General features: G+C 74.2%; 21 protein-coding genes. 8 read left to right on the forward strand and 13 right to left on the reverse strand.

Features of this window, described 5'->3' with window-relative positions:
• The first annotated feature begins 24 nt into the window (after positions 1–24).
• Positions 25–1,023 carry an SPFH domain-containing protein gene (locus ACQPY4_RS22235; RefSeq protein ID WP_433323566.1) on the forward strand — a complete coding sequence of 333 codons (999 nt, stop codon included), beginning with the start codon at positions 25–27 and terminating at the stop codon, positions 1,021–1,023.
• Positions 1,020–1,898 (forward strand): hypothetical protein, encoded by an 879-nt coding sequence (locus tag ACQPY4_RS22240; RefSeq protein WP_433323568.1) that lies wholly within the window; start codon positions 1,020–1,022, stop codon positions 1,896–1,898. The genes ACQPY4_RS22235 and ACQPY4_RS22240 overlap by 4 nt, the downstream gene beginning before the upstream one ends.
• On the opposite strand, the gene ACQPY4_RS22245 is transcribed toward ACQPY4_RS22240, so the two are convergent.
• On the reverse strand, positions 1,895–2,392 hold the full coding sequence (locus tag ACQPY4_RS22245; protein ID WP_433323570.1) for an XdhC family protein: 498 nt from the start codon (positions 2,390–2,392) through the stop codon (positions 1,895–1,897). The two genes, ACQPY4_RS22240 and ACQPY4_RS22245, sit on opposite strands and share 4 nt — an antisense overlap.
• Before the next feature lie 12 nt (positions 2,393–2,404).
• Positions 2,405–3,154 carry a maleylpyruvate isomerase family mycothiol-dependent enzyme gene (locus ACQPY4_RS22250; RefSeq protein WP_433323572.1) on the reverse strand — a complete coding sequence of 250 codons (750 nt, stop codon included), beginning with the start codon at positions 3,152–3,154 and terminating at the stop codon, positions 2,405–2,407.
• A gap of 139 nt (positions 3,155–3,293) precedes the next feature.
• Here ACQPY4_RS22250 and ACQPY4_RS22255 point away from each other — a divergent pair, with 139 nt between their 5' ends.
• Positions 3,294–3,857 (forward strand): universal stress protein, encoded by a 564-nt coding sequence (locus tag ACQPY4_RS22255; protein WP_433323574.1) that lies wholly within the window; start codon positions 3,294–3,296, stop codon positions 3,855–3,857.
• Between the two features lie 109 nt (positions 3,858–3,966).
• On the opposite strand, the gene ACQPY4_RS22260 is transcribed toward ACQPY4_RS22255, so the two are convergent.
• Together ACQPY4_RS22260 and ACQPY4_RS22265 are read right to left on the reverse strand one after the other, a co-directional pair.
• Entirely contained in the window at positions 3,967–4,290 is a 324-nt protein-coding gene (locus ACQPY4_RS22260; protein ID WP_433323576.1) for an ArsR/SmtB family transcription factor, read from the reverse strand.
• Complete coding sequence (locus ACQPY4_RS22265) at positions 4,287–4,742, reverse strand: SRPBCC family protein (RefSeq protein ID WP_433323578.1); 456 nt, start codon at positions 4,740–4,742, stop codon at positions 4,287–4,289. The genes ACQPY4_RS22260 and ACQPY4_RS22265 overlap by 4 nt, the downstream gene beginning before the upstream one ends.
• A 130-nt stretch (positions 4,743–4,872) precedes the next feature.
• On the opposite strand from ACQPY4_RS22265, the gene ACQPY4_RS22270 reads away from it, so the two are divergent.
• Positions 4,873–5,523: an adenylate kinase family protein gene (locus tag ACQPY4_RS22270; protein WP_433323580.1), complete on the forward strand. Its 651-nt coding sequence runs from the start codon at positions 4,873–4,875 to the stop codon at positions 5,521–5,523.
• A gap of 8 nt (positions 5,524–5,531) precedes the next feature.
• On the opposite strand, the gene ACQPY4_RS22275 is transcribed toward ACQPY4_RS22270, so the two are convergent.
• Positions 5,532–6,386 (reverse strand): helix-turn-helix domain-containing protein, encoded by an 855-nt coding sequence (locus ACQPY4_RS22275; protein WP_433323582.1) that lies wholly within the window; start codon positions 6,384–6,386, stop codon positions 5,532–5,534.
• A gap of 101 nt (positions 6,387–6,487) precedes the next feature.
• Between ACQPY4_RS22275 and ACQPY4_RS22280 the strand changes: the two genes are divergently transcribed.
• Entirely contained in the window at positions 6,488–7,039 is a 552-nt protein-coding gene (locus ACQPY4_RS22280) for a YceI family protein (RefSeq protein WP_433323584.1), read from the forward strand.
• Here ACQPY4_RS22280 and ACQPY4_RS22285 read toward each other — a convergent pair.
• The 6 genes from ACQPY4_RS22285 to ACQPY4_RS22310 form a co-directional block, all read right to left on the reverse strand.
• On the reverse strand, positions 7,017–8,090 hold the full coding sequence (locus tag ACQPY4_RS22285; RefSeq protein ID WP_433323586.1) for an acyl-CoA dehydrogenase family protein: 1,074 nt from the start codon (positions 8,088–8,090) through the stop codon (positions 7,017–7,019). The genes ACQPY4_RS22280 and ACQPY4_RS22285 overlap by 23 nt on opposite strands.
• The gene (locus ACQPY4_RS22290; protein WP_433323588.1) at positions 8,087–9,280 is read right to left on the reverse strand and encodes an acyl-CoA dehydrogenase family protein; all 1,194 of its coding nucleotides are present in this window, start codon (positions 9,278–9,280) and stop codon (positions 8,087–8,089) included. The genes ACQPY4_RS22285 and ACQPY4_RS22290 overlap by 4 nt, the downstream gene beginning before the upstream one ends.
• A gap of 9 nt (positions 9,281–9,289) precedes the next feature.
• Entirely contained in the window at positions 9,290–11,323 is a 2,034-nt protein-coding gene (locus tag ACQPY4_RS22295) for a HelD family protein (protein WP_433323590.1), read from the reverse strand.
• A gap of 55 nt (positions 11,324–11,378) precedes the next feature.
• The gene (locus ACQPY4_RS22300; RefSeq protein ID WP_433323592.1) at positions 11,379–12,653 is read right to left on the reverse strand and encodes a M1 family metallopeptidase; all 1,275 of its coding nucleotides are present in this window, start codon (positions 12,651–12,653) and stop codon (positions 11,379–11,381) included.
• Between the two features lie 16 nt (positions 12,654–12,669).
• Positions 12,670–16,515, reverse strand: coding sequence for a Pls/PosA family non-ribosomal peptide synthetase (locus tag ACQPY4_RS22305; protein WP_433323594.1), 3,846 nt, complete (start codon positions 16,513–16,515; stop codon positions 12,670–12,672).
• 160 nt (positions 16,516–16,675) lie between these two features.
• A complete protein-coding gene (locus tag ACQPY4_RS22310) occupies positions 16,676–18,034 on the reverse strand; it encodes a M28 family peptidase (protein WP_433323596.1) in 1,359 nt (452 codons plus the stop codon).
• 281 nt (positions 18,035–18,315) lie between these two features.
• Here ACQPY4_RS22310 and ACQPY4_RS22315 point away from each other — a divergent pair, with 281 nt between their 5' ends.
• On the forward strand, positions 18,316–19,074 hold the full coding sequence (locus ACQPY4_RS22315; protein WP_433323598.1) for an ATP-binding cassette domain-containing protein: 759 nt from the start codon (positions 18,316–18,318) through the stop codon (positions 19,072–19,074).
• 32 nt (positions 19,075–19,106) lie between these two features.
• Complete coding sequence (locus ACQPY4_RS22320; protein WP_433323600.1) at positions 19,107–22,241, forward strand: hypothetical protein; 3,135 nt, start codon at positions 19,107–19,109, stop codon at positions 22,239–22,241.
• Between the two features lie 8 nt (positions 22,242–22,249).
• Here ACQPY4_RS22320 and ACQPY4_RS22325 read toward each other — a convergent pair whose 3' ends face one another.
• A complete protein-coding gene (locus ACQPY4_RS22325) occupies positions 22,250–22,954 on the reverse strand; it encodes a hypothetical protein (RefSeq protein WP_433323602.1) in 705 nt (234 codons plus the stop codon).
• Between the two features lie 130 nt (positions 22,955–23,084).
• Between ACQPY4_RS22325 and ACQPY4_RS22330 the strand changes: the two genes are divergently transcribed.
• Entirely contained in the window at positions 23,085–23,672 is a 588-nt protein-coding gene (locus ACQPY4_RS22330; protein WP_433323604.1) for a TetR/AcrR family transcriptional regulator, read from the forward strand.
• A 50-nt stretch (positions 23,673–23,722) separates the two neighbouring features.
• Here ACQPY4_RS22330 and ACQPY4_RS22335 read toward each other — a convergent pair whose 3' ends face one another.
• Positions 23,723–24,514 carry a S1 family peptidase gene (locus ACQPY4_RS22335; RefSeq protein ID WP_433323606.1) on the reverse strand — a complete coding sequence of 264 codons (792 nt, stop codon included), beginning with the start codon at positions 24,512–24,514 and terminating at the stop codon, positions 23,723–23,725.
• Positions 24,515–24,747 lie beyond the last annotated feature (233 nt).

The following is a 24,747-nucleotide window of genomic DNA, read 5'->3' on the forward strand; positions in this document are numbered from 1 at the left end:
TTGACGACAACTGGAGGAACCCTCATGGCCGACATCCAGCGCCGACCGTTCCTGCGGCACCTGCGCGGCACCCCGACGACGTACGTGCGTCACCTGCGGCGCGGCAAGGCCGCGCACGAGGGCGTGGGCGTCTCGTTCTGGTTCCGGCCGCTCGGGGCCGTGCTCAGCGAGGTGCCGGTGGACGACCGGGAGCTCCCGATGATGTTCCACGCCAGGACGGCCGACTTCCAGGACGTCAGCGTCCAGGCCACGGTCACCTACCGCGTCCAGGACCCGGCGCTGGCGGCCCGCAGGCTCGACTTCGCCATCAGTCCCGAGACCGGGCAGTGGCGGGCGGCGCCGCTCGACCAGGTCGCCTCGATGCTCACCGAGATCGCCCAGCAGCACGCGCTCACCCTGGTCGCGCGGATGGCGCTGCGCGAGGCGATCGTGGACGGACCCGCCGCGGTCCGCGCCGAGGTGACCTCGGGCCTGTCGGACGACGCGCGCCTCAACGACACGGGCGTGGCCGTCGTGGGTGTCCGGGTCGTGGCCATCAGGCCCGAGGCCGACGTGGAACGCGCCCTCCAGACCCCCGCTCGGGAGGAGGTCCAGCAGGAGGCCGACAAAGCCACCTACGAGCGGCGGGCGCTGGCCGTCGAGCGCGAGCGCGCGATCGCCGAGAACGAGATGCAGAACCAGATCGAGCTGGCGCACCGCGAGGAGCAGCTGGTCGCGCGGCGCGGGCAGAACGAGCAGCGGCGGGTCAGGGAGGCGGCGGCCGCCGCCTGGCTGGAGGCCGAGGCCAGGGCCGAGCGCGAGCGGCTCGAGGCGACCTCGCGGGCCGAGACGCTGCGCACGGTCGGCGCGGCGGAGGCCGAGGCCAAGGCGGCGTTCCTGGGCGCCTACCAGGACGCCGACCAGCGCGTGCTGCTGGCCCTGGCGGCCCAGTCGCTGGCCGAGCACCTGCCGGAGATCGGCCAGCTCAACCTCTCCCCCGATGTCGTGACGAGCGCGCTCGCCCGCCTCCAGGGGCGCGCATGACCCTCGCTCCCCGGGTGGTCGTGGTGCACCGGCGCACCGAATACGACGAGCTGCTCGCCCGGCACGGCACGCGGAGCCAGGCCGAGTTCTATCTCCGCACCCGGGGACGCGACATAGCGGAGGTCGCCGCCGCGCACGAGGCGACCTCCCGCGCCCTCACCGAAGCGGCGCGCGCCATCCCGGTGACGTGGCGGCGCGGCACGGTGGAGCGCGCCGACCTCGACCGGTTCCTGTTCGCGCCGGACGACGTCATCGTGGTGGTCGGCCAGGACGGCCTGGTCGCCAACACCGCCAAGTACCTCGGCGCCCAGCCCGTCATCGGCCTCAACCCCGACCCGGGACGCAACCCGGGTGTGCTCGTCCCCCACCCCGTGGAGGCGTGCGCCGACCTGCTCGGGGCCGTGTCATCGGGGGCGGAGTCCTGTGAGGAGCGGGTGATGGTGCGGGCGGTGGCCGACGACGGGCGCGAGCTGACCGCGCTCAACGAGGTCTATGTCGGCCACCCGACCCACCAGTCGTCCCGCTACCGGCTGGAGGACGAGCGGCAGTCCTCGTCCGGGGTCCTGGTCTCCTCGGGCACCGGGGCGACGGGCTGGTGCCGGTCGGTCTGGCTGGAGAGGGGCGGCAAGACCCGTCTCCCCGAACCGGCCGAGCCCATGCTGGCGTGGTTCGTCCGGGAGGCATGGCCGTCGCCGTCCACCGGGACGTCCCGTACCGAGGGCACGCTGGACGAGGGCGAGGCCCTCTCGCTGATCTGCGAGACCGACGGCCTGGTGGTCTTCGGCGACGGTATCGAGAGCGACCGCCTCGTCCTGTCCTGGGGCCAGCGCGTCGATCTCGCGGTGGCGTCGCGGCGGCTGCGGCTGGTGCGCTAGAACGCGAAGCCGCCCGGACGCCCGTTGCGGTCGGCCAGCAGGCCCGCCAGCGTGGCGACGGCGATCTCGGCGGGGGCGCGCGAGCCGATGTTGAGTCCGATGGGCCGCTGGACGCGGGCGATCTCGTCCGGCGCGACGCCCAGGGCCGTCAGGGCGGGGACGTGCGGCGCCGGGTGCTTGGGGTTGCCCATCACCCCGACCCAGCGGACCCGCCTGGCCAGGACGTCGCGCAGCACCGTCCCCAGTTCGGGACGGTGATGGTCGGTGACCACCACGTCGGCGGTCGCGCCGACGTCCTCGGGCAGACCGGGCACGCCGTCCGGCGCGCGGTCCCGGTCGGGCTCGACCAGCACGCACGTGTAACCCAGGTCGGCGCCGTAGCGCAGCAGGAACTCGGCCACCGGGGACGCGAAGACCGCCACCAGAACGCGGTCGGCGTGGTCGGGGGCGGCCGCGCCGTGCGCGACCGCGCACGACGGGTCGGGTTCGGTCATGCCCCGAGTTTCTCAGGTCGCGTAGTTGCGGACGACCCGCAGCGCCGCCTCCGCGTGGGGTCCCTCCGCGACCAGGGCCGTGTCCCCGGGGGCGACCCGGCGGGCGCCGACCCGGCAGAAGTCCCCGACCGGCCCCCGGATGACCGAGGGCGCGCCGGGGTCTCCGAACGTCCAGGACTCCCCGTCCGGCCCGGTGAGCTCGCAGCGGACGGGCCCGCCCTCCTCTCCCTCGGTGGCGAAGGCATACGGGAGGGTCCGCTGGGCGAGCCAGGCGATGTGCCTCAGCCGCGCGGTGTCGGGGAAGTCGATTCCCAGCGGATCGGTGATGTCCAGACCGTGGGCCCAGTGCTCGGCGAGCCGGGTGGTGGCCAGCGTGCGCGGCGACAGCGGGACGGCCGCCCAGGCCAGCCGCTCCTTGGGCGGGTGGTTCCGCAGCGCGTCCGGCGACGCGGCCGCCGCCTTGCGCCACCGTTCGAACACCTGCTCGGGCGTCATTCCCCGATCGGCCGCCACCAGGCGGTCCATCAGCGTGTCGAGGTGGACGCCCTCCTCGCGGACGAACCCCGCGCGCTCGCCCCCGACCGTGGCGAGGACAAGTTCCTCCGACTGGGCCAGATGCAGGACGACGTCGCTGATCGTCCACCCGGGGGCGCCGGACTCGCGCACCCAGTCGTCGGGGCCCAATCCCGCGAGAATCGCGTCGAGCCGCCGGTGCTCGGCGGCGAGATCGTCGAAAACGCTGGATTCCGGTTTCGGCACCATCCCGGCACTCTACCGAATGCGATTCGGTCATGTAAGAAGGAACAACGATGCACGAACTGCCGTGAAACACTTCCCCCTGCCGGGGTATGACTGCACTCTAGGGTGCACACCGTCGGTGCCAGCTCGTTCGGGAGGGAACGTGATCGCGAGACCGGAGGGCGGTCCGCGCGTCGTCGTGGGCGTCGACGACACCCCCGCGGCACGCTGCGCCCTGTCCTGGGCGATCGGCGAGGCCCGGCTCCGGGGTCTGTCGCTGCTGGTCGTCCATGCCGAGCCGCTGCCCCCGCACGTGTCGGCGGCGGGCCAGCTGGGCGGCGGGGTGACCGACGCCCTGCGCGGAGCGGGCGCCGAACTGATCGCGACGCTCCTCGACGAGGTCGCCGACGGCACCCCGCACGGCGTGGAGCTCACCGCCGTGGCCGTCGTCGGGGAACCCGGCGCCACCCTGGTCAAGCTCGCGGGCGACGACGACATGCTCGTGGTGGGCCACGGCGACCGAGGGCCCCTTTCCCGCCTGCTGCGGCCCTCGGTCCGCCTGCACTGCGCCCGCCGCGCCCGCGCGACCTTCGTCTGCGTGCGGCCCCCGACGCTCGACTCCCTGATCGAGTCGCTCTCGGACGGCGAGGAACCGCCCGCCCCCGCCCCCGAGGTCTCCCCCATCCGCCGCCTGGGCGGGTGGCTGCGCCGCAGCCACCCGGTGTAGCCCCCGGGCGCCAGGACTCTGCGGTCCACCCAATCCCCCGCGACTCCCGAAAACCCCTCCGACCCAGCGAAGGGCTGCGCCGCAGCCACTTTGTGTAGCCGCCGGACGGTCAGGATTCGGCGATCCGCTTGATGGCGGTGAGGCGCGCCTCCCAGTCGGCCGCGATTCCCGACATCCAGCGGGCGGTGGCGTCCAGGCGCTCGGGCCGGACGGCGAAGCGGATCTCGCGGCCCCGCCGGTTGCTCTCGACCAGGTGCGCGGCGTCCAGGACGGCCAGATGCTTGACCACGGCCTGCCGGGAGATGGGCAGCCCGGCGGCCAGCGTGGAGGCGCTCGCCTCGCCGCGTGCGGCGAGCGCCTCCAGGATCCGCCGGCGCATGGGGTCGGCCAGCGCGGCCAGGACCTCCCCGGCGGAGTCGTGGTCGAGGGTCATGCCGCCGAGGTCTCCAGGTAACGGGCGAGGTCCTCGGTCTTCTCGCGCCAGCCGCCCTCGTTGTCGGACCAGGCGCTGCGCTGGAGCTCCTCTCCCCCGGCCAGGCGGTCGAAACCGGTCTCGATCACTCGAAGGAGCGTCCCGTCGCCCTCCGGGCGCAGCGTGAACTCCACGAGCGTGGAGTTGGCGTCGGTGACGTCCTGCCCCGGGAAGGCACTGGCCCAGCGCCAGGAGAACGTGCGCGGCGGGTCGACCTCCACGATCGTCGAGGGGAAGACGCCGTACTCCCCGTGGTCGACGACCATCGTCCCGCCGGGGCGCAGGTCGATCTCCGCGGGCTTGCCCGCGGCGCCGAACCACGACCCGACGTGCTCGGGCTCGGTGATCACCGACCACACCCGCTCGACGGGGGCGGCGATGACGATCTCGCGTTCGATCCGGTCCTGGCTCATGGTGTTTCCTCTCCTCGTTGCTGCAACTCCAGGGTTGCACATCAGAGGCCTCTAGTGCAACCCCCGAGTTGCACTAGAGCCGGGCGGGGCGGATTAGGCCCGCGAGCTCCGCGCGTGGAAGGGTTCGTCCATGCGCAAGTACGTCATCATCGGGGCCCAGGGCAGCGGCAAAGGCACGCAGTCCCTCCTGCTCGCCCAGGATCTCGACCTGGTGCACATCAGCGTCGGCGACATCTTCCGCTGGCATGTGCAGAACCACACCAAGCTGGGCGCCAAGGTGCGCCGGACGATGGCGGCGGGCGAGCTCGTCGGCGACGACGTGGTCGAGGCGGCCGTCCGCGACCGGCTGGAGCTGCACGACTGGAACTACGGGTTCATCGTCGACGGCTTCCCCCGCAACGTCCGGCAGGCCGAGTTCTTCCTGGAGACCTACGACATCGACGGCGTCATCCACCTCGACCTGCCCGACGACGAGGTCCGCCGCCGGGTGCTCGCCCGGCGGCTGTGCTCGGGCTGCGGCCTGGACTACAACCTCATCGCGCACCGCCCCAAGCAGGAGGGCCGCTGCGACGCCTGCGGCGGCGAGCTGGTCAGCCGCGAGGACGACACCGAGGAGGCCCTGGCCGGACGGCTGCGCACCTACCACGAGAAGACCGACCCCGTGCTCGACCTCTTCCGCCGCAAGGAGTTCGTGGTCACGGTCGACGCCCGCCACGACATCCCCGCCATCCAGCACGAGATCAGAACCCGCCTCGGCCTCCCGATGCCGAGCGGGACCTGACCGACGGGTCAGACGGCACGGAGGGTTCCCGGGTGGCGGCCGTTGAGGCGGTCCAGCGCGGCCGAGGCCGCCTCGTCGGCCGCGAGGTAGACCAGGATGCGCTGGTCGTTGGCGTCGGGGAGCAGCAGGGTCTCGAAGGCCAGGTTCAGCTCCCCGACCTCGGGGTGGGCCACCCGCTCGATGCCGCTTCGGCGGGTCGCGGCGTCCGGGTCGTTCAGGCGGTCGCTGAACGGCGCCCCGACGGTCACCGTCAGGTCCTCGGCCAGCTCGGCGACGTGCGGGTCGCACGGCGCCGAGTCCATCACCAGGTCGCCGGCGCGGGCGTCGGCCACCCGGCCCCAGTCCGGGTAGACCTCGCGGGCGCGGGGGTCGGTGAAGGTGAAGCGGGCCAGGTTCGGCGGGTCGCCGTCCAGTAGGCCGAGCGGACGGGTCAGGCGCTCGTAGGCCGGGGTGTGGGCCAGCACGTCGCTGAGCCGGTTCAGCAGGACGGCGGGCGCGGGCTCCAGACCGGCCAGCAGCGCCCGGACGGTCGGCCTGACCGAGCGGGCCGGGGGCTCCGAACCGGGACAGAAGACGCCGATCTCGCCGTTGGCCAGCTTGGCGACATGGCGGAGCCGCTGGCGGTCCTCCGGGCTCATCAGCAGCGCGTCGGCGATGGCGGCCAGCACCTGGGCGGACGGACGGCGGTCGCGGCCCTGCTCCAGGCGGGCGAGGTACTCCACGCTGATCCCGGCGAGGGTGGCCAGTTCCGTCCGGCGCAGGCCGGGCGTGCGGCGGCGCGTCCCGGCGGGCATGCCGACGTCCTCGGGGGTGACGGCCTCACGGCGCGCGCGGAGGAAGAGTCCCAGTTCGTTCCCACTCACAGGACGAACGTACCCGCCCGGGCGTCCCGCAGGGTGGCCCTGTCAGGGCCCGTCTAGGCACGGCCTCCCTCTCTGGCGGCCGCGCGGCCATGGTTGGCTCCATGAACACGACCACGACTCCTCTTCCGCTCAAGCCGGGCACCTGGGTGCTCGACCCCATGCACTCCGCCGTGAACTTCACCGTCCGGCACCTGGGGATCTCCAAGGTGCGCGGCCAGTTCGCCGAGTTCGAGGCCGGGCTCGTCGCGGGCCCCGCGCTCGGCGACTTCTCGGTCACCGCGCGGATCGCGCTGGCCTCGATCGACACCGGCAACGCCATGCGCGACGAGCACGTCAGGTCGCCCGAGCTGCTCGACGTGGCCAGGCGGCCCACCATGACCTTCGTCTCGACCCGTGTCGAGGGCAAGGGCGACGACTGGACGCTCGACGGCGAGCTGACCATCGGCGACGTCACCCGTCCGGTGAGCCTCGAGGTCGAGTTCGGCGGCGTGGTGGAGTCGGCCGTCGACGGAAAGCCGCACGCCGGGTTCGAGGCGCGCGGCAAGATCAGCCGCAGGGACTACGGCCTGACGTTCGGCGCGGGCGACGCCGTGGTCGGCGACGCCGTGACCGTCGTGCTCGACATGCAGTTCATCGAGCCGGAGGAAGGCTGACCAGCTCCGCCAGCGCCGCCCGGTGCCGGTCGGGGGTGCCCAGGCCGATGGCCGCGCTCTTGGCCCGCTTGAGGTAGAGGTGGGCCGGGTGCTCCCAGGTGAACCCGATGCCGCCGTGCATCTGGACGCACTCCTCGGCCGCCGTTACCGCGGTGGCCGAGCAGTGCGCCTGGGCGACCGCGACCCGCACGCCGAGATCGCCGGAGCCCGACGCCAGCGCGTCGGCGGCGTTCCTGGCCACGGCGCGGGCCTGGGTGACCGAGGCCCACAGGTCGGCGAGGCGGTGCTTGAGCGCCTGGTAGGAGCCGACCGGACGCCCGAACTGGTAGCGCGTCTTCACGTAGGCGACCGTGGTCTCCAGGCACGCCTCGGCCAGGCCGAGCTGCTCGGAGGCCAGCATCGCGGCACCGGCGGTGAGCGCGGCGGCGACGGCGTCCGGCCCGGCGGCGATCTCGCGCGCGGGGACGTCCGAGAACGCCAGGTCGGTCAGCCGCCGGGTCATGTCCAGGGACGTCACCGGCGTCCGTGCGGCCTCGGCGGCGTCCACCGCGTACAGGGCACCGGCCGCCGGGACGAGGAGCACGGCGGCCGCGGCCCCGTCCGCGACCCCGCGGACCTCGCCGGTCAGCCGTCCACCCTCGGCGCGGACGGACGCCTCGGGCACGCCGGGCCCCGCCCCGAACGGGACGGCCAGGACGGCGATCCCCTCCCCCGAGGCGGCCCGCGCCAGCAGCTCCCCGTCCCCGGCCGACAGCAGCGCGGCCACGCCCATCACGGCGCCGGTGAGGAACGGCACCGGCGCGACGGCCCGGCCGAGCTCCTCCATGACGACGGCGGTCTCGCGCCAGGACGCGCCGCCCCCGCCCGCCCCCTCGGGCACCGGGAGGCCGGTCACGCCCATGGCGGTCAGGTCTCGCCACAGCGCGGCGTCGTACGGCTCGTCCTTCTCGGTACCCGCCAGGACGTGCGCCCAGGGCGCCTTGTCGGCCAGCAGGGAACGGACGCCCGCGCGCAGGTCGTCCTCGATCTCGGTGTAGAGCAGGCCGCTCACTTGGGCAGGTCCTTCCACGCGACGTCCTTGTCGACCCGGATCTCGCCGGGCAGGCCGAGGATCCGCTCGGCGATGATGTTGCGCAGGATCTCCGAGGTGCCGCCCTCGATCGAGTTGCCCTTGGCCCGCAGGTAGCGGTAGCCGGGCGAGCGGCGGGTGAAGTCGACCTCGGTGGGGCGGCGCATCGTCCAGTCGTCGTAGCGCAGGCCCTCGTCGCCCAGGATCTCCAGCTCAAGGCCGGAGATCTCCTGGTTGAGCCGGGCGAAGGCGAGCTTGACGGCCGAGCCCTCGGGGCCCGGAAGGCCCGCGTTGAGCTGGAGCCGGAGCCGCTCCCCGGTGACGCGCGCGGCCTCGGCCGCGACCCACTGCCGCATCAGCGCGTCGTGCAGCCCGGGGGTGCGCAGGTCGGGACGGTCGCGCCAGAGCCCGGCCACCACGCCGATCATGCCGCCCTCGCGCGGGGCCGCGCCGCCGCCGATCGCGACCCGCTCGTTCATCAGCGTGGTCGTCGCGACCCGCCAGCCCTGCCCCACCTCCCCCAGCCGGTGCTCGTCGGGGATCCGCACGTCGGTCAGGAAGACCTCGTTGAACTCGGCCTCGCCGGTGATCTGCCGCAGCGGCCGCACCTCGACGCCGGGGGCACGCATGTCGCACACGAAGTAGGTCATGCCCCGGTGCTTGGGCACCTCGGGGTCGGTGCGCGCGACCAGGATGGCCCAGGACGCCTCGTGGGCCATGGACGTCCACACCTTCTGGCCGCTGACCAGCCAGTGGTCGCCGTCCCTGACGGCGCGGGTGCCCAGCGCCGCCAGGTCGGATCCGGCGCCGGGCTCGCTGAAGAGCTGGCACCAGATCTCCTCGCCGGTCCACAGCGGGCGCAGGAGCCGCCGCTTCAGCGCGTCGGGGGCGAACGCCAGGATCGTCGGCGCCGCCATCCCGAGCCCGATGAGGTTGCGTTCGGGGTGGTTGCGCGGCGCCCCGGCCGCGTCGAAGGCGGCGTCGACGCCGGTCTGCAGGACGCGCGGGGCGCCGAGGCCGCCGAGTCCTTCGGGGTAGTGGACCCAGGCGAGCCCGGCGTCGAACCTGGCGCGCAGGAACTCCAGTGGTTCCGTCCCGGCGGGGTCGTGGTCGGCGAGGAACTCCTCGACCCGGGTGCTCAGGTGCTCTGCGTCAGGCTCCGCTGTGGTCACGCGAGAACATTACGAATCTCGTTCTAGAACGTCAACGAGCCGGGCGGGCAGATCGGACTCGTGCACCACGGTCAGCGTCGAGACCGCCCGGGTCAGCACCACGTAGAGCCGCGCGAGCCCGCGCGTCTCGGCCGCCACGATCTCGGCGGGCCCGGCCACGACCACATGGTCGTACTCCAGGCCCTTGGCCAGCGACGCGGGGACGACCAGCAGCCGCCCCAACCCGTCGGACTCCGGGCCCAGCACCCCGTGATCGAGCCCGGCGGACTCCAGCGCCGCCGCGTGGGCGGGCACGGCCGCGTCGGGGACGATCAGCCCGATCGAGCCCTCCCGGTCCAGCGCCTCACGGCAGGCGGCCACGGCCCCGGCGACCTGGTCGGGGACGCGCCGCACGTCCAACGCGCCGGTTCCGGCGCGCAGCGAGCGCGGCGGCTCCAGCTCGGGCGCGATCTCCGGCAGCAGCCGGGCCGCGAAGTCCAGCACGGGCCCCGGGACGCGGAACCCCAGCGTCAGCTCGGTGACGTCGCCCTCCTGCCCCAGATGGTGCAGCACCTCCTTCCAGGAGCGGGCCGACCAGGCGGTGGTGCCCTGCGCCAGGTCGCCCAGGACGGTGGCCGAGCCGGTGCCGCAGCGGCGGCCCAGCGCCCTGAGCTGCATGGCCGACAGGTCCTGCGCCTCGTCCACGACCAGATGACCGAGCGAGGACGTCCGCTCGATCAGGTCGTTCAGCTCGTCCAGCAGGGCGCGGTCGGCGGCCGTCCACTTCACGGTGCGGTGCGACCTGGCGGGCTTGGCCCACACGAGCGCGCGCTGCTCGTCGTCGTCCAGGACGCCCTTGGCCGCGCCGCGCAGGAACCCGGCGTCGGAGCAGAGCCGGAACAGCACCTGTTCGGCGGTCACCTTGGGCCACACCAGCTCGACCAGCGCCTTGACGGGCTTGGACCTGGCCACCTGGTCCTGGACGCGGTCGTCGGGCGCCTCGCCGCGCTGCTCCATCCTGATCAGGATCTGGTGGGCGAGCCGCTGCGCGAACGCCGCCCGGCCGTTGCCGTAGCGCATCGTGCCGCGCAGGGACGCGGCGATCTCCCTGACCTCGTGGTCGGCCAGCCGGAATCGGGACGCGCCGCGCGTGACGACCAGGCCCTCCTCCGGCCTGCGCAGATGCCGCCACAGCGCCCGGTCCAGCACCGCGGCCATCCGGGCGTCGCCCTTGAGCGCGCCCGTCGCGGCGGGCTCGGCGGCCAGCGGCGCGCCGAGCAGGTCGTCGATCGTGGCCTGGTCGACGCGGACCTCGCCGAGCGCGGGCAGCACGGCCGAGATGTAGGACAGGAACGCCCGGTTCGGCCCGACGATCAGGACGCCCGACCGCGAGAGCCGCTCGCGGTGCGTGAACAGCAGGTAGGCGGCGCGGTGCAGGCCGACGGCGGTCTTGCCGGTGCCGGGCGCGCCCTGGACGCAGACGGTGCGGGGCAGCTCCGCCCGGACGATGGAGTCCTGCTCGGGCTGGATGGTGGCGACGATGTCGCGCATCGGCCCGGTGCGGGGCCGCTCGATCTCGTCGGTGAGGATCGTGGACGGGCCGAGCGCGCGGCCGTCCAGCGGCTCGTCCTCGAAGGCGGTCAGCTCGCCGCCCCGGAACCCGAAGCGGCGGCGCAGCCGCCAGCCCATCGGCTCGTCCGGCCCCGCCTGGTAGAACGCCCGCGAGATCGGGGCGCGCCAGTCGAGGACCAGCGGACGCCCCTCGTCGCCGTCGTGCACGTGGCGGCGCCCCACATGGATCGTGGGCGGGACCTCCGTGTCGGCGCCGTCGGCGTCGAGGCGGCCGAAGAACAGCGGGGTGTCGGGATGGTCGGCGAGCGCGGCGACGCGCTTGTCGAGCAGCGACTCCAGGATCTGCCTGGAGACCCAGTCGGCCGCCATGTCGGCCGAGAGGCCCCGCGCGTACTCGCGCATGCGGCGCAGGGCGGCACGTGACTCGGCCAGGTGGGCGCGCTCGGCGGCGAGCACCTCGTCGCCGCCGGTCTCCTGCGCGTCGGTGGGCATGCGAACAGACCTCCGGGGTGAGAGCGGGTGGCGGCAAAGCCGACCACTCTACCCGTCACAGGCGCGGCAGTGCCTCCTGATAAAGCCAGCCCTCCAGCAACGCGGGGGCGGCGTGGCGTCCGGCCAGGACGGTGAAGTCTTCGGTGGTGACCGTGCCGTGCCGGTTCTGGGACGTCCACACGCGCAGCATGGAGAAGAACGCGTCGTCGCCCATCGCCTCGCGCAGGGCGTGCAGGGTCAGCGCTCCGCGCTTGTAGACGCGGTCGTCGAAGATGTCGCGGGGGCCGGGATCGGCCAGGACGAGGTCCTGGGGCAGCCGCGACAGGCGCGCGTGCCAGCGGGCCGCGTGCGCGGCGGCGGTCTCGCCGCCCGAGACCTCCGACCAGAGCCACTCGGCGTAGCTGGCGAACCCCTCGTGCAGCCAGATGTCCTTCCAGCGGCCCAGCGTGAGGCTGTTGCCGAACCACTGGTGCGCCAGCTCGTGCGCGACCAGCCGCTCGCTGCCGCGCCGCCCGTCGACGTGGTTGGCGCCGAACGTCGACATCCCCTGCGCCTCGACCGGGATCTCCAGGTCGTCCGCGGTGATCACGACGGTGTAGGACGGGAAGGGGTAGGGCCCGAACAGCTCGGTGAAGGCCGTGATCATCTCGTGCTGGCGGCCGAAGTCGTACCTGACCCGGTCGCGCACGGCGCCGGGGTAGACCAGCCGCTGCGGGACGGCGCCCGCCACCTCGACGCTCTGGTAGCGGCCGATCTGGACGCTGGCCAGGTAGGTCGCCATGGGCTCGTCCTGCTCGTACACCCACGTGGTGGTCGCGCCGGAGGAGGTCTTGGCGGCCAGACCGCCGTTGGACACCACGTGGTACCCCGACGCGGTCGTCACCGAGATCCGGTAGGCGGCCTTGTCGTCGGGACGGTCGTTGCACGGGAACCAGGACGGGGCGCCGATCGGCTGCCCGGCGACCAGGGACCCGTCGGTGAGCTGCTCCCACCCGAGGCCGCCCCAGTGGCTGGAGACGGGGTTCGGGTTGCCCGAGTAGCGGACCTCGACCAGGAACCGCGCCCCGGCCGGGACCGCCTTGGCCGGGGTGACGTGGAGCCGGGTGCGGCGGTGCCGGAACTTGGCCGGTCTGCCGTCGACCAGGACCCGCGCGATGCGGAACGGTCCCAGATCGAGCTCGAACCGGTCGAGCCGCTCGGCGGCCACGGCCGACAGCCGCGCGGTGGCGGCGAGCCGGTTGGGGCCGACCCGGTACTCCAGGGCCAGGTCGTAGTGCTCGACTCCGTATCCGTCGCTGCCGCGTTCGGGAAAATAGGTGCACCGCGGCACGCTCGGACCCTCCGGATCACTCGTCGTCGTCGGGGGCCCAGGCCGCGATCGGGTTGCCGAGCCAGCGGGTCCGCGCGGGCAGCTGCTCGCCGCGCATCACCAGTGAGGCAGGTCCGACCGTGGCGTCCGCCCCGACCAGGGCCGCCGGGAGGACGACCCCGTTGGAGCCTAGCGTCGCGCCCCGTTCGAGCACGACCGTATCGATGCTCATGATCCGGTCGTGGAACAGATGGGTCTGCAGGACGCAGCCCTGGTTGACGGTCGCGCCGTCGCCGAGGGCGATCAGGTCGGCCTCGGGAAGCCAGTAGGTGCCGCACCACACGCCCCGTCCGACGCGGGCGCCCAGCGAGCGCAGCCACAGGTTCAGGGGCGCGGTGCCCAGCCACGGCTCGGCGAACCAGGGCGCGGCGAGCACCTCGACGAAGTTGTCGGCCAGCTCGTTGCGCCAGACGAAGGAGCTCCACAGCGGCCGCTCGCCCGCCGCGACGCGGCCGAGCAGCAGCCACTTGGCGGCGGTCGCCACGGCGGCGGCCAGCACACCCGCGCCGATGAGGACCGCTCCCCCGAGCAGGGCGGCGACGCCGAACCCGTAGGCGGCGGCCAGCCACTGCGTCGCCGCGACGGCCAGGACGCCGACCGCGACCGTGCACATCGCCGGGACGACCCGGCACGCCTCGACCACCGCGCGGGCGACCTTGAGGCGCCGGGGCGGCCGGTAGGTGCGCGACTGGTCGCCCGACTCGGCGGTGCGGCGCAGCCGCACCGGGGGCATACCGAGGTAGGTCGCCCCGGCCTTGGCCTTCTTGGGCGCGGCGGACAGCACACCGATCAGGCCGCCCTTGGGGACCTTGCGGCCCGGCCCGGTCATGCCGGAGTTGCCGAGGAAGGCGCGCTTGCCGATGCGGGCCCGCGCGACGCGCATCCGGCCGCCGCCCAGCTCGTAGGGGGTCACCATCGTGTCGTCGGCCAGGAACGCGCCGTCGGCCACGGTGGTCATCGTGGGCAGCGCCAGCACCGTCGACAGCTCGACGTCGCGGCCGACCTTCATGCCCAGCGCCCGCAGCCAGGCGGGCGTGAGGATGCTCGCGTACAGCGGGAACAGCCAGATCCGCGCGGCGGCCATCAGCCGGCTGGTCGCCCAGGCCTGCCAGGCCTGGCGGCTGTGCACCGGGTGGTCGCCCTCGCGCAGGCCGACGGCCAGCAGCCGCACGCAGACCAGGGTCGCCAGGGCGAAGGAGGCCATGCCCGCCAGCGTGGCCAGCGGCACGGCGGCCAGCGCCGTGGTGAGCGCGGCGCCCAGCGAGGTCGTGCCGCGCAGGAAGTATCCGAGGACGGCCACGCCCGGCAGGGCGGCGGCCAGCGGGAGCAGGCTCAGGCCGAGGGCGGTCACCGCGTAGGCCGCGGCCCAGCGGCGCCTGCGGGGCGGGCGCTCGTCGCGGCGGACGCGGGCCTTGCCGCTCCGCTCGGCGGGCGCTCCGGCCCAGCGCTGCCCGGCGGGCACCCGTCCGGTGACGGCGGCGCCGGGCGCCACCTGCGCGTTCTTGCCGACTCGTGTACCGGGGAACAGCACGGCCCTGGCGCCGACCGTGGCGCCCGCGCCGATCCTGATCGCGCCGATCCGGACGACGTCGCCGTCGATCCAGTGCCCGCTCAGGTCGACCTCGGGCTCGACGGCGGCCTCGCGCCCGACCCGGAGCAGACCGGTGATCGGCGGCGGCGAGTGCAGGTCGACGTCGGGGTCGATCCGGGCGCCGAGCGCCCGCGCGTAGGTCGCGAACCAGGGCGCGCCCGACAGCTCGGCGGCGCCGAGCCGGGCGGCGAGCTGCTCGGCCGTCCACAGCCTCAGGTGCACCGAGCCGCCGCGCGGGTGGGCGCCGGGTTCCAGACCGCGCAGCAGCAGCCGCGCGCCTCCGGCGGAGATGGCCATGCGCCCGGCGGGCGAGACGAACAGGACCGCCCCCGCGAGCACCCACCACCACGAGACAGCGGGAGCCCAGGGGACGCCGGCGAGATTGTTGAAGGCCGCCAGCCCGGTCACCCAGCGTAGAGAACCGAGTGTGAGCAACGGCACCATCAGCAGGGCCTGGATCAGGGCCGCGCGACGCGGGACGGGCTTCACCACGCGGTCGGAGACGACCGCCCGGGGGGCGGTACGGGCGTCCGCCTCGCCGAGGTGGGCCGCGAGAGCCCGCAGGGTCGGGTGCTCGTAGATGTCACCGACGGCGACGGACGGGTAGCGGGGGCGCAGCACCGACACCAGGCGGGCCGCGCCGAGGCTGCTGCCGCCCAGCGCGAAGAACTCGGCGTCGGGGGCGGCCGGAGCCTCGCCCAGGACCTCGGCCCAGCGCTCGGCCAGCCAGCGCTCGGGCTCGGACATCGGCGCGTCCGCGCGTTCCTCGGCGCCGGGCAGGGGCCAGGGCAGCGCGTCGCGGTCGACCTTGCCCGAGGTGCGGGTCGGCAGGTCGTCGACCCGGGCCAGGCGGGGCACCAGGGCGGCGGGCAGGGTCTCGGCGAGCCGCTCGCGGGCGGCGTCCTCGTCGAAGCCGGGCGCGGTCACCACGTAGCCGACCAGCAACTGGCCGCCCGCGCCGCGCACGGCGGCGGCCGCGCCCGTCACGCCCGGCAGGGCCTGGAGGGCGGCGTCGACCTCGCCGAGCTCGATCCGGCGGCCGCCCAGCTTGATCTGCTCGTCGGCGCGGCCGACGAAGACCAGCCCGTCGCGCTCGGCCCTGACCAGGTCGCCGCTGCGATAGGCGCGGCTCCAGCCCAGGGACGGCAGGGGCGCGTACTTCTCGGCGTCCTTGGCCGGGTCGAGGTAGCGCGCCAGCCCCACGCCGCCGATGACCAGCTCGCCGGTTTCGCCCCAGGCCACGGGCTCTCCTGCGGCGTCGACGACGGCGAGGTCCCAGCCGTCCAGCGGGAGGCCGATGCGGACGGGCCCCGCGCCGTCCAGGGGGGCGGCGCAGGCCACGACGGTGGCCTCGGTGGGTCCGTAGGTGTTCCAGACCTGGCGGCCGTCGACGGCCAGGCGGGCGGCCAGCTCGGGCGGGCACGCCTCGCCGCCGAAGATCAGCAGCCGGATGCCCGCGAGGGTCTCGACCGGCCACAGCGAGGCCAGCGTGGGCACCGTGGACACCACGGTGATGCCCTGGCCCGCCAGCCAGGGGCCGAGGTCCATGCCCGTCCTGACCAGCGAGCGGGGCGCGGGCACCAGGCAGGCGCCGTGCCGCCAGGCCAGCCACATCTCCTCGCAGGAGGCGTCGAAGGCCACCGACAGCCCGGCCAGCACGCGGTCGGACGGCCGGGCCGGGAACAGCCGGGCCTCGGCGTCGACGAACGCGGCGGCGCTGCGGTGGGTCACGGCCACGCCCTTGGGGCGGCCGGTCGAGCCGGAGGTGAAGATGATCCAGGCGTCGTCGTCCGGTTCCGGCCGCCCGGTGCGGCCGCCGGGCGTGCCGCACGGCGTCACGACCCGCTCGGCGCCGATGACCGCGCAGACCCCGGCCTCGCCGAACACCATCGCGGCGCGCTCGTCGGGGTCGTCGGCGTCGACGGGGACGTAGGCCGCGCCGCAGGTGAGGACGCCCAGGATCGCGATGTACAGGTCGGCGGTGCCGGAGGGGACCCGGATGCCGACGCGGTCTCCACGGCCGATCCCGGCCTGCTCCAGCTCCTTGGCGAGCCGCCTGGCCTCGGATTTGAGCGTGTCGTAGTCGAGCCGGACGGCTCCGTCGTCGAGGGCGGGCTCATACGGGAACCGCAGCGCGGTCGCGTCGAGGACGTCCAACAAGGTGCGGGCCCGAGCCGCGGAATCGCGCGAGGCGAAGACCGCGCCCTGGGCGACGGCAGGCAATGTCAGCAAGAGTTCCCCTGAAGTTTGACGAACGGCGGCCGTCTCGTCACAAGACCACCCCAACCGCCAAACAGGAGACTCTACTCGACGCGGACGAACACGCTCCGTGAGACCCCCATTCCGGGCCTCACGGAGCGTAGCCGAAATGACCGGTCAAGCCGGTCGGCGATCACTTGTGGCGGGCCACCTCGTAGGCGGCGCAGCCGATGAGCTCGAGTGACACCTGGAGGCGCTGGAGGCTGATGTTGCCCGCCACGGTGTCCTCGGGGGTGTGGTAGACGGGCTCCAGCTGGCTGGGGGCCTCCTCGCCGCGCCAGCTGAAGTTTCCGGCGGCGATCCCGCGCTCGAAGAACGCCTCGTGGTCGCTGGAGCCGCGCGCGACCGGGCCCTTGGTCTGGCCGGTGTAGCCCAGGCGCTCGGCGGCGGCGGTGATGGCGGCCGTGGTGGTGTTCACCTTGCCGTCCACCGACAGCAGCCAGTAGGTGCCCGCCGGGGGGTGGCTGGTGGCGATCATGTCGTTCTGGAAGACGCCGGTGATCTGCCCGACGCCCGCGGCGTCCAGGCCCTTGACGTAGTGGCGGGCGCCCACCAGGCCGATCTCCTCCGCGCCCCACAGGCTGATGCGGATGTCCTGCTGGGTGGGCAGGTGCCGCAGCACGCGGGCCAGCTCCAGGCACAGGGCCGAGCCGCTGCCGTCGTCGTTGCCGCCGGGCGAGCCGGGGACGCTGTCGTAGTGCGCGCTGATCATGACGGCCTTGCCGTCCGGGTTGGGCAGCGTGGCCTTGCGCGAGGCCAGCACGTTGTAGGAGGTGAGGCCGGTGAGGCTGGTCACCTCCAGCGACAGGCGCGTGACGCCCTTGCGCAGCTCGGCCCCGTGGTACTCGGCCAGGCCCAGCACGGGGATCGCCACGTCCTCGGTGAGGCTCGGCGCGAACGAGGCCGCCTTGCGCTCGGGGTAGGTCGTCGAGCGGACGTTCACGATCAGCACGGCCCTGGCGCCCTTGGCGGCGGCCGACTTGGCCTGCGCCTGCTCCTGCCCGGCCACGCGGGTGAACAGCGCCACCTTGCCGGTCAGGTCGGCCGTGGCCTCGGTGGCGGTGCCCAGGTCGGCGATGTCGCCCTTGACCCGGCCGACGCCGCCCCTGAGGGCGGCGGCGCTCTGCCAGTGGGCGCCGCCGGCGCGCAGCTCGGCCAGCTTCTTGTCGGGGACGGGGAGGGGCTGCAGCTCCACCTTGTAGCCCAGGTCCCGCAGGACGCTCGCGGCGTACTTGGCGGCGCGGTGCTCCTGGCGCGTGCCGCAGACCCGCCAGCCGATGTCGTCGCTCAGCACCCGCAGATGCTTCAGCGCGCGCTTGGCGTCCACCTTGGCGACGACGGCCTTGTCGCCGGGGCCCAGGGACGGCGCGCTGACCGCGCCCGGACGGTGACGGGACGCGGCGGCGGCCGTACCGGGCAGCAGCCCGACGGTCGCGAATCCGGCGAAGGCAGCGGCTCCTGCCAGAAGGTCACGGCGTTTGACCTCGGACATGCGTCTCCTCAAGGAGTCAGGGGCGACGGCCACGCCGCCCCGAGTCCGGGAGCAGGGAACCGGACGGTCGACGTTGACCACCGCGTGAAGATCAGGGGGTTGCCCCGTTCGCGCCGAATTTACGAAACGTCCAGATTTCGGGCAAGACTCCCGACATGCACGAAACCGAACCGTGATCAGCGCGGACGTCCCCGGGGCGGTTGATCGTGGCCGCGAAGGCTCAGTAGGGTGAGCAGCCGCCGTGACCCAGATCACAGCGACCGCGCGGGAGGTTCCAGGCGATGGCGAGCGAGCGGCCAGGGCTCACGATCTCCGGCGTCACCGTCCGCTTCGGCGGGGTGACCGCCATCGACGACGTCTGCCTGGCCGTCCCTCCGGCGACCGTGACCGGCCTGGTCGGCCCCGACGGCGCGGGCAAGACCACGCTGCTCGACGTGGCGGCGGGACGGCGGCGGCCCTCGCGCGGCACGGTGCTCCTCGACGGCGTCCCCGCCGAGTCCGGCGTCGCCCGCACGTTCCAGGAGCCGCCCGCGCCCCGGGGACGGACCGTCCGCGAGCACGTCCTGTCCGCGACCCGTGCCCGGATGGCGCGCCGTCCCGGGTGCGGGCGCACCCCGGCCGACCGCTGGCGGTGGCGCCGCGACGCCAGGCGCGGCGCCGAGGAGACCGCCGACGCGCTGCTCGACCGCGTCGGCATCGCCGAGCACGCCCACGCGCCCACCCGGACGCTGCCGCCCGGCCCGGCGCAGCTGCTCCAGCTGGCCAAGGCGCTGGCGGCCGAACCCCGGGCGCTCCTGCTCGACCAGCCGTCGGCGGGGCTGTCGGTGGCCGAGTCGCGCGCGCTCGAGGTGCTGCTGCGCGAGCTGGCGGCCGAGGGCCTCGCGGTCCTGCTCGCCGAGCACGACCTGGAGGCGGTCATCGGCGTCTGCGACGTCCTGTACGCCCTGAGCTCCGGAAAGGTGATCGCCTCGGGGCCCCCGGTCGAGGTGCGCGGCCATCCCCGCGTCCGCACGGAAACGCGTGCATCCCCGGTCGAATAGGGCTTGTCGGTGGTCTCTGCCAGGATTCCGCCATGCCGCAGACGACGCTGATCTGGGTGCCCGCGGGGAACGGCTTCGAGCTCGCTCTGGACGGGCCCGTCCTCCGGTGCCGTGACGACCGCGGCCGCCCGGTCGACCCCCTCCCCCCGCAGGTGCGCGAGACCCGGCTCTACCCCGCCTGGGCGCTGGTGCGCCACCCCGCCGACGCCGAGACCGCGCTGGCGACCGCGGCCCGGCTGGAGCGGGCGGCCGGGGACCGTCCCAGCGACGCCGCCGCCACCTACGACCTGCTGGCGCGCGACCTGCCCCCGGCGCACCTGCCCGCGTTCTTCGACCACGCCGGGCGCGCCCTGGTCGCCGCGGGCGACGCCAAGCGCGCGGCGGTGCTGTTCGGCCGCGCCCGCGAGGCCGAGCGCGAGCACGGCGTCCCGTCCGACGACGCGGTCTGGCTCGCCGCGCATCTGGAGTTCGCCGAGGCCGGGGCGCTCAGCGCCAAGGCCCTCACCCCGTTCGTGGCGGGGCTGCGCGAGCGGTTCCCCGCGGGCGAGGCGCTCGACGCGCTGATCGAGGTCGCGGTCCGCCGGGGCCGCGCCGGGCAGCCGCCCTGGGCGCAGTTCCCCCGGCAGCTGTCCGCGCTGGCCAAGGCCGCCGGGCGCGACGAGACCGCCGAGCAGCGCCGCGCCATCGACGCGCTGCTGGCGACCTCGGCGGCGCGCCACGCCCCCGCCGCCCTGTGGAAGGCGTGGCGGCCCACGCTGGTGAAGGTCGCGCGCGACTCTCCCCAGACCCGCGGCCGGCTGCTCGACCTGTTCCCCACCCCCGAGGGCATCGACGGCTGGTGGCTCGACGTGCTCGACGACTGCGGGGCGCTCGACGCCCTCACCGGCGACGGCGACCCCGGGTCCGAGCCCCTGGACGGCCGCGCGGGATGGCTGTCCCGGACGGTCCAGCACCCGCTGACCAACGCGACCATGCAGCGGCGCCCCAGCCGCGTCATCGGCGAGAGGCCCCGGCCGCTGCTCGACCTCATCCCCCGTATGAGCGCCAGGCTGGCCGGGGACGGCGTCGCGGTGCGCCTGGACGGCACCGACCACTGGGCCCGCGAGATCGACGTCCGCGTGCTGGAGACCTGCCTGGCCAACGGCGTCCCGGTGGCCGACCCGGGCCCCGGCGCGTCGCTGGGCGTGACGCGCTGGCTCCGCCATCGCGAGCCCGGCGAAGACCTGCCCGCCACCGTGGCCGACCCGGTCTTCGGGCCGCTGCTGCGCGGCGTCGCCGCGTCCTTCCGCGACCCGGTCGAGCTGTGGAAGGTCCCCGCGCTGCGCCCGTTCGTCACGTCGCCGGAGGGCGAGCGGCTGACCGGGCCCGAGGCCGTCCCGCCGCACCCGCTCGACGACCTGGCCGTCATCGACGCGCTCAACGGGCTGATCGGGCCCGGCCTCGACCGGCCCGGGCTGATCCGCGAGGTCCAGCTCGACGACGCCCGCGCGCGTGACCTGGCGGGCACCGCCCGCGCCGACGCGCTGCGGGCGGGCGCGGGCCGGCTCAACGGGCTCGTCGGCCGTGTCGGCGGCCTCGCGCTGCGGGCGGTGGCCGCCGCCACCCGCGACGAGCGCCGCGCGCGGCTGCTGGCCGTCCTGGAGGTGTGGGCCGGGACGCTGTTCGCCGACCGCGAGGCCGCGCCGCTCACCTGGGGCGACGCCGCGCAACTGCGCGCCCTCCTCGAACTCGTGCGCGACAGGGGGCCCGCGCCCTTCGATCCCGAGGCCGCCTCGCTGCTGGCGCGGCGCACCGGTATGAGCCGTCCCGCCGCCGCCCTGCTGCTCGTGGGCGTCCTGGGAGTGCGTCTGTACCGGCCGCCCTTCCTGGACGACGGTGAGCGCGCGGTCCTCGGCCTCACGGCCGCCGAGGCCGACGACGCCCGCACCGAGCTCGACCGCGCCCTCACGATGGACCAGGGGCTCGACCTGTGGGCCGGCGCGCTACCCGCCGACCCGGCCGGGCTCTGGGAACCCGGCGGGCAGCGCGACCTCGCCGAACGGCTGGCCGAGCGCTGGGTCGCCCTGGTGGGGCGGCGCGTCGCGGTGCCGGAGGAGACCGTCGCCGCCGCCACGTCCGCCCTCGAACTGGGCGGCCACGGCGTCACCGCCGCCGTCATGTGCGCCGCGCTGGCCGAGCCCGGCACGCTGCCCCTGCTCACCACGAACGTCGACACCTGGCTCGACCAGCACTCCTGGCTCCCCGGCCGCCCGCCCCAGGTGCGCGTCACCAGCGCCGGAGACGGCCACCACTGGTACGGCGCCCTGCTCGACGACGTGGTCGCCGCCGCCCGCTGGGCCTACGCCGAGCTTCCCGGCGGCGATCCCGTCCGCGCCGGTGTCCCCGAGGTGCTCGCCCTGCTCCGCGAGCGGCTCGGCCACCCGGGCCTGCTCGTCACCGCCGGGCTGGCCGACTTCGGGTTCGCCTCGCTGGACGCCCTGCGCTCGCGGTTCGGCTCGGCGCCCTACCGGGGCCCCGGCCCCATCGAGATCGCGACGGTCGACGACGGGCTCACCGTCGCGGCCGAGACCGCGCACTCCCCCCGCTTGTTCTTCCGCCCCGCGCTGTTTCTGCGCGACGACCGCTCCCGGCACCTGCTCGACACGCTCGGCACCCCGGACGGGCTGGTGGCGTCGATCCAATGGCTGCTCGGCGAGGAGTGCGGCGCGATGATGGAACGCATCAGGTCCCGGACGCTGCCCGACAGGGCCTGCGAGTCCGACCCGCGCGCGAGCGTCCCCGCGCTCGTGGACGAGGTCGCCGCCCACCACGGGCTTGAGACCGGCCCCGCCGCGCTCTACCTCCAGTTGCTGGCCCTGCCCGGCCCGACCGACCGCAACGTGCGCGCGTGGAACCGCTGGAACCCCGCGCGGCACAAGAAGGCGGTCGAGGAGCTGTCGGCACGCGGCCTGGTGGTCGTGGAGAAGCGGTCGCGCGCCGGGCGGACCGCGTTCCTGCCCGGCGGCTGGCAGCCCGCCGGGAAGCCGTGGCTTCCGATGGAGAGCTGGAAGGGCGACCCGCCGCTGGCCGAGGGCAGGGCCCCGGGCTCCTGCTGGCCCCGCCGCCCCCTCCCCGACCTGTTCACCGCGGCCTGGCGGCGCGTCCTGGAGGGAGACCCGCCCCGCTGATCACCCGGTCACCGGATCTTGGCGGCGACCGTCTCCACGATCAGGGGGTTGACGTCGTCGCGCCACACGAACGGGGCCGGAGCCGGTTTCCCCTTGAACGCCACGGTGGTCTGGCCGCCCACGGAGAACAGCACGGAGCCCTTGCGGCAGATCCAGTTCCCCTCGCGCAGACCGGTGAGGGCACAGGCGTCCGCGCCGCGGGCACTCTGGTTGGTGCCCGTCACGCCCAGGAGCTGGCCCTCGTAGTAGCGCCTGATCAGATCCGGGTCGGCCACCGCGTGGACGCGCACCCACAGCTGGGTGGCCTGGTAGGTCTCACCGGGCAGGCGCATGCCGTACAGGCACTGCCCGGCCTCGGCGCGGGCGCCCTGGCTCCACTCGGGGTCGGCGGCGAACTCGCCGATCGACTTGACGCCGACCAGCCGGCTCTCCTGCTCGATCTCCTCGGCCTCGGGCAAGATGGCCTCGACGTCCGTCCGCCCGACCAGCTCGCACGCGCTCGGCCACCGGTCGGCGGGCAGGATCTTGCCCTTCCCCAGCACCGGAACCTCGGACGTCGTCCGGGCGGGGGCGGCCTTGCCGATGGCCACGTCCCCCTCGTCGGGAGAGGACGTGTCCGTCACCGCCACGACGGTGACCACGATGGCGAGAAGGGCGACGAACACCCCCACAAGCAGCATCTTCCCCGACGCCGAGTTCCGCGTTGTTCGCATGGTGGGCGATTATGCCGCTCGTTCGGCCGATGTGAGAACGGGCGGTGATTCGCTTGGGAGCGGGGCGGCGGCGAGCGATCATAATGATGACCGTCGGGAATGCCGTCGGGTGACCCGGAGGGAAAGAGCGATGAGCACCGTGGGTGGCTCGGTGCGCGGCGCGCTGCTGGACGCCGCCGCCGACCTGCTGGTCCAGCGCGGGTACCGGGGGCTCCGGATGCAGGAGGTCGCGGCGCGGGCGGGCGTGAGCCGCCAGACCGTCTACAACGAGTTCGGCGACAAATGGGGCCTGGCCCAGGCCGTGGTGATCCGCGACAACGAGCGGTATCTGGACGGCATCGACCAGGTCCTGGCCGAGCACACCGACCTGTACTCGGCGGTCGAGGCCGCCGTGCGCTTCACGCTGGAGCTGTCGGCCGACGACCCGCTGAAGAAGGTCGTGCTGACCGGCGCGGGCGGCGACGAGCTGCTCCCCCTGCTCACCACGCAGGCCGAGCCCGTCCTGTTCAGCGCCAGCGCGCGGGTGGTCGAGCACGCCCGGCGGCACTGGCCCCACCTGGACGTCCAGGCCCTGACCGAGATCTCCGACGCCGCCGTCCGGCTGACGATGAGCCATCTGGTGCTGCCGTCCCTGCCGCCCGAGCAGGTCGCCCAGCTGATCGCCCAGATCGTGGCCCGCTACCTCGGCGAGAACGCCGGCGGGCCGGAACGGCGCTGAGATTCCAGCACCGCCCGGCCCGCCGGTTCGAGCGAACGTCCTCAGAGCCGTCAGAGCTCGGCGGCGCCCTTCTTGATCTCGGCCGCGAAGTGGCTCACCTGGGTGTAGACGCCGGGCTTACCGGGCCGCGCGCAGCCCTCGCCCCAGCTGACGATGCCGACCTGGATCCACTCGTCCCCGGCGTCCTTGCGGAACATCGGGCCGCCGGAGTCGCCCTGGCAGGTGTCCACGCCGCCGGTGTCCATGATGCCGGCGCAGATCTCCTCGGCGTCCACCAGCCTGGAGTAGGCCTTCTTGCAGGTGGCGTCGTCCACGAACGGGACCTGGGCCTTCAGCAGGTAGCGCTGCTGCTGGCCGCCCTCCTTGTCGGCCCCCCAGCCGGCGACGTCGAAGGTGTCCTTGTCGAAGTCGCCGTTCTCGGCGATCTTCAGCGTGGGCAGGTTCTCGATCGGCTTCTCCAGCTTGATCAGGGCCCAGTCCTTGCCGGTCCCGTTGTAGCCGGGGGCCTGCAGGACCTTGGTGGACTTGACCTTGACGGCGGCGGAGTCCTGGAGGTCCACGACACCGGCGGTGGCGGTGATGCTGGTGTTCGGGCCCGAGCCGTCCACGCAGTGCGCGGCGGTCAGGACGATGTCCTTGGCGTAGAGGGAGCCTCCACAGCCCATGGACAGGCGGACCATGAACGGGAACTCGCCCTGCTTGGCGGGGGTGCCTCCGACGACCTTGATCTCGGGGTCGGCGGGGGGCGCCGCCTGCGCGGCGGTGGAGTGCAGTCCGAAGACCGCGACGGTCGACAGGCCGATGGCGGCGGCTCTGCGGACCAGCTGGGAGCGGTGGTTCACGTGTGTTCCTCTCTGCGGGGGGTGCAGTACACCGGAACGAAAGGTGTCACCCAATGGTGGGAATTGGGTCCCACGGACACAATGGACAAGAGTGCCAACACCGGTCCATGACCCCTAGTGAAGATCACCAAGGAGAGAAAAACCCCTGGTGCGCGAGCTGAGAGGCACGCTACGTTCTGAGATCCACCTCGCGGCTGCTGACTCCCGAGGCCTTTGCGGACATTCACTCCGCC

This window comes from Spirillospora sp. CA-294931 (assembly GCF_050946795.1).
Classification (GTDB): domain Bacteria; phylum Actinomycetota; class Actinomycetes; order Streptosporangiales; family Streptosporangiaceae; genus Spirillospora.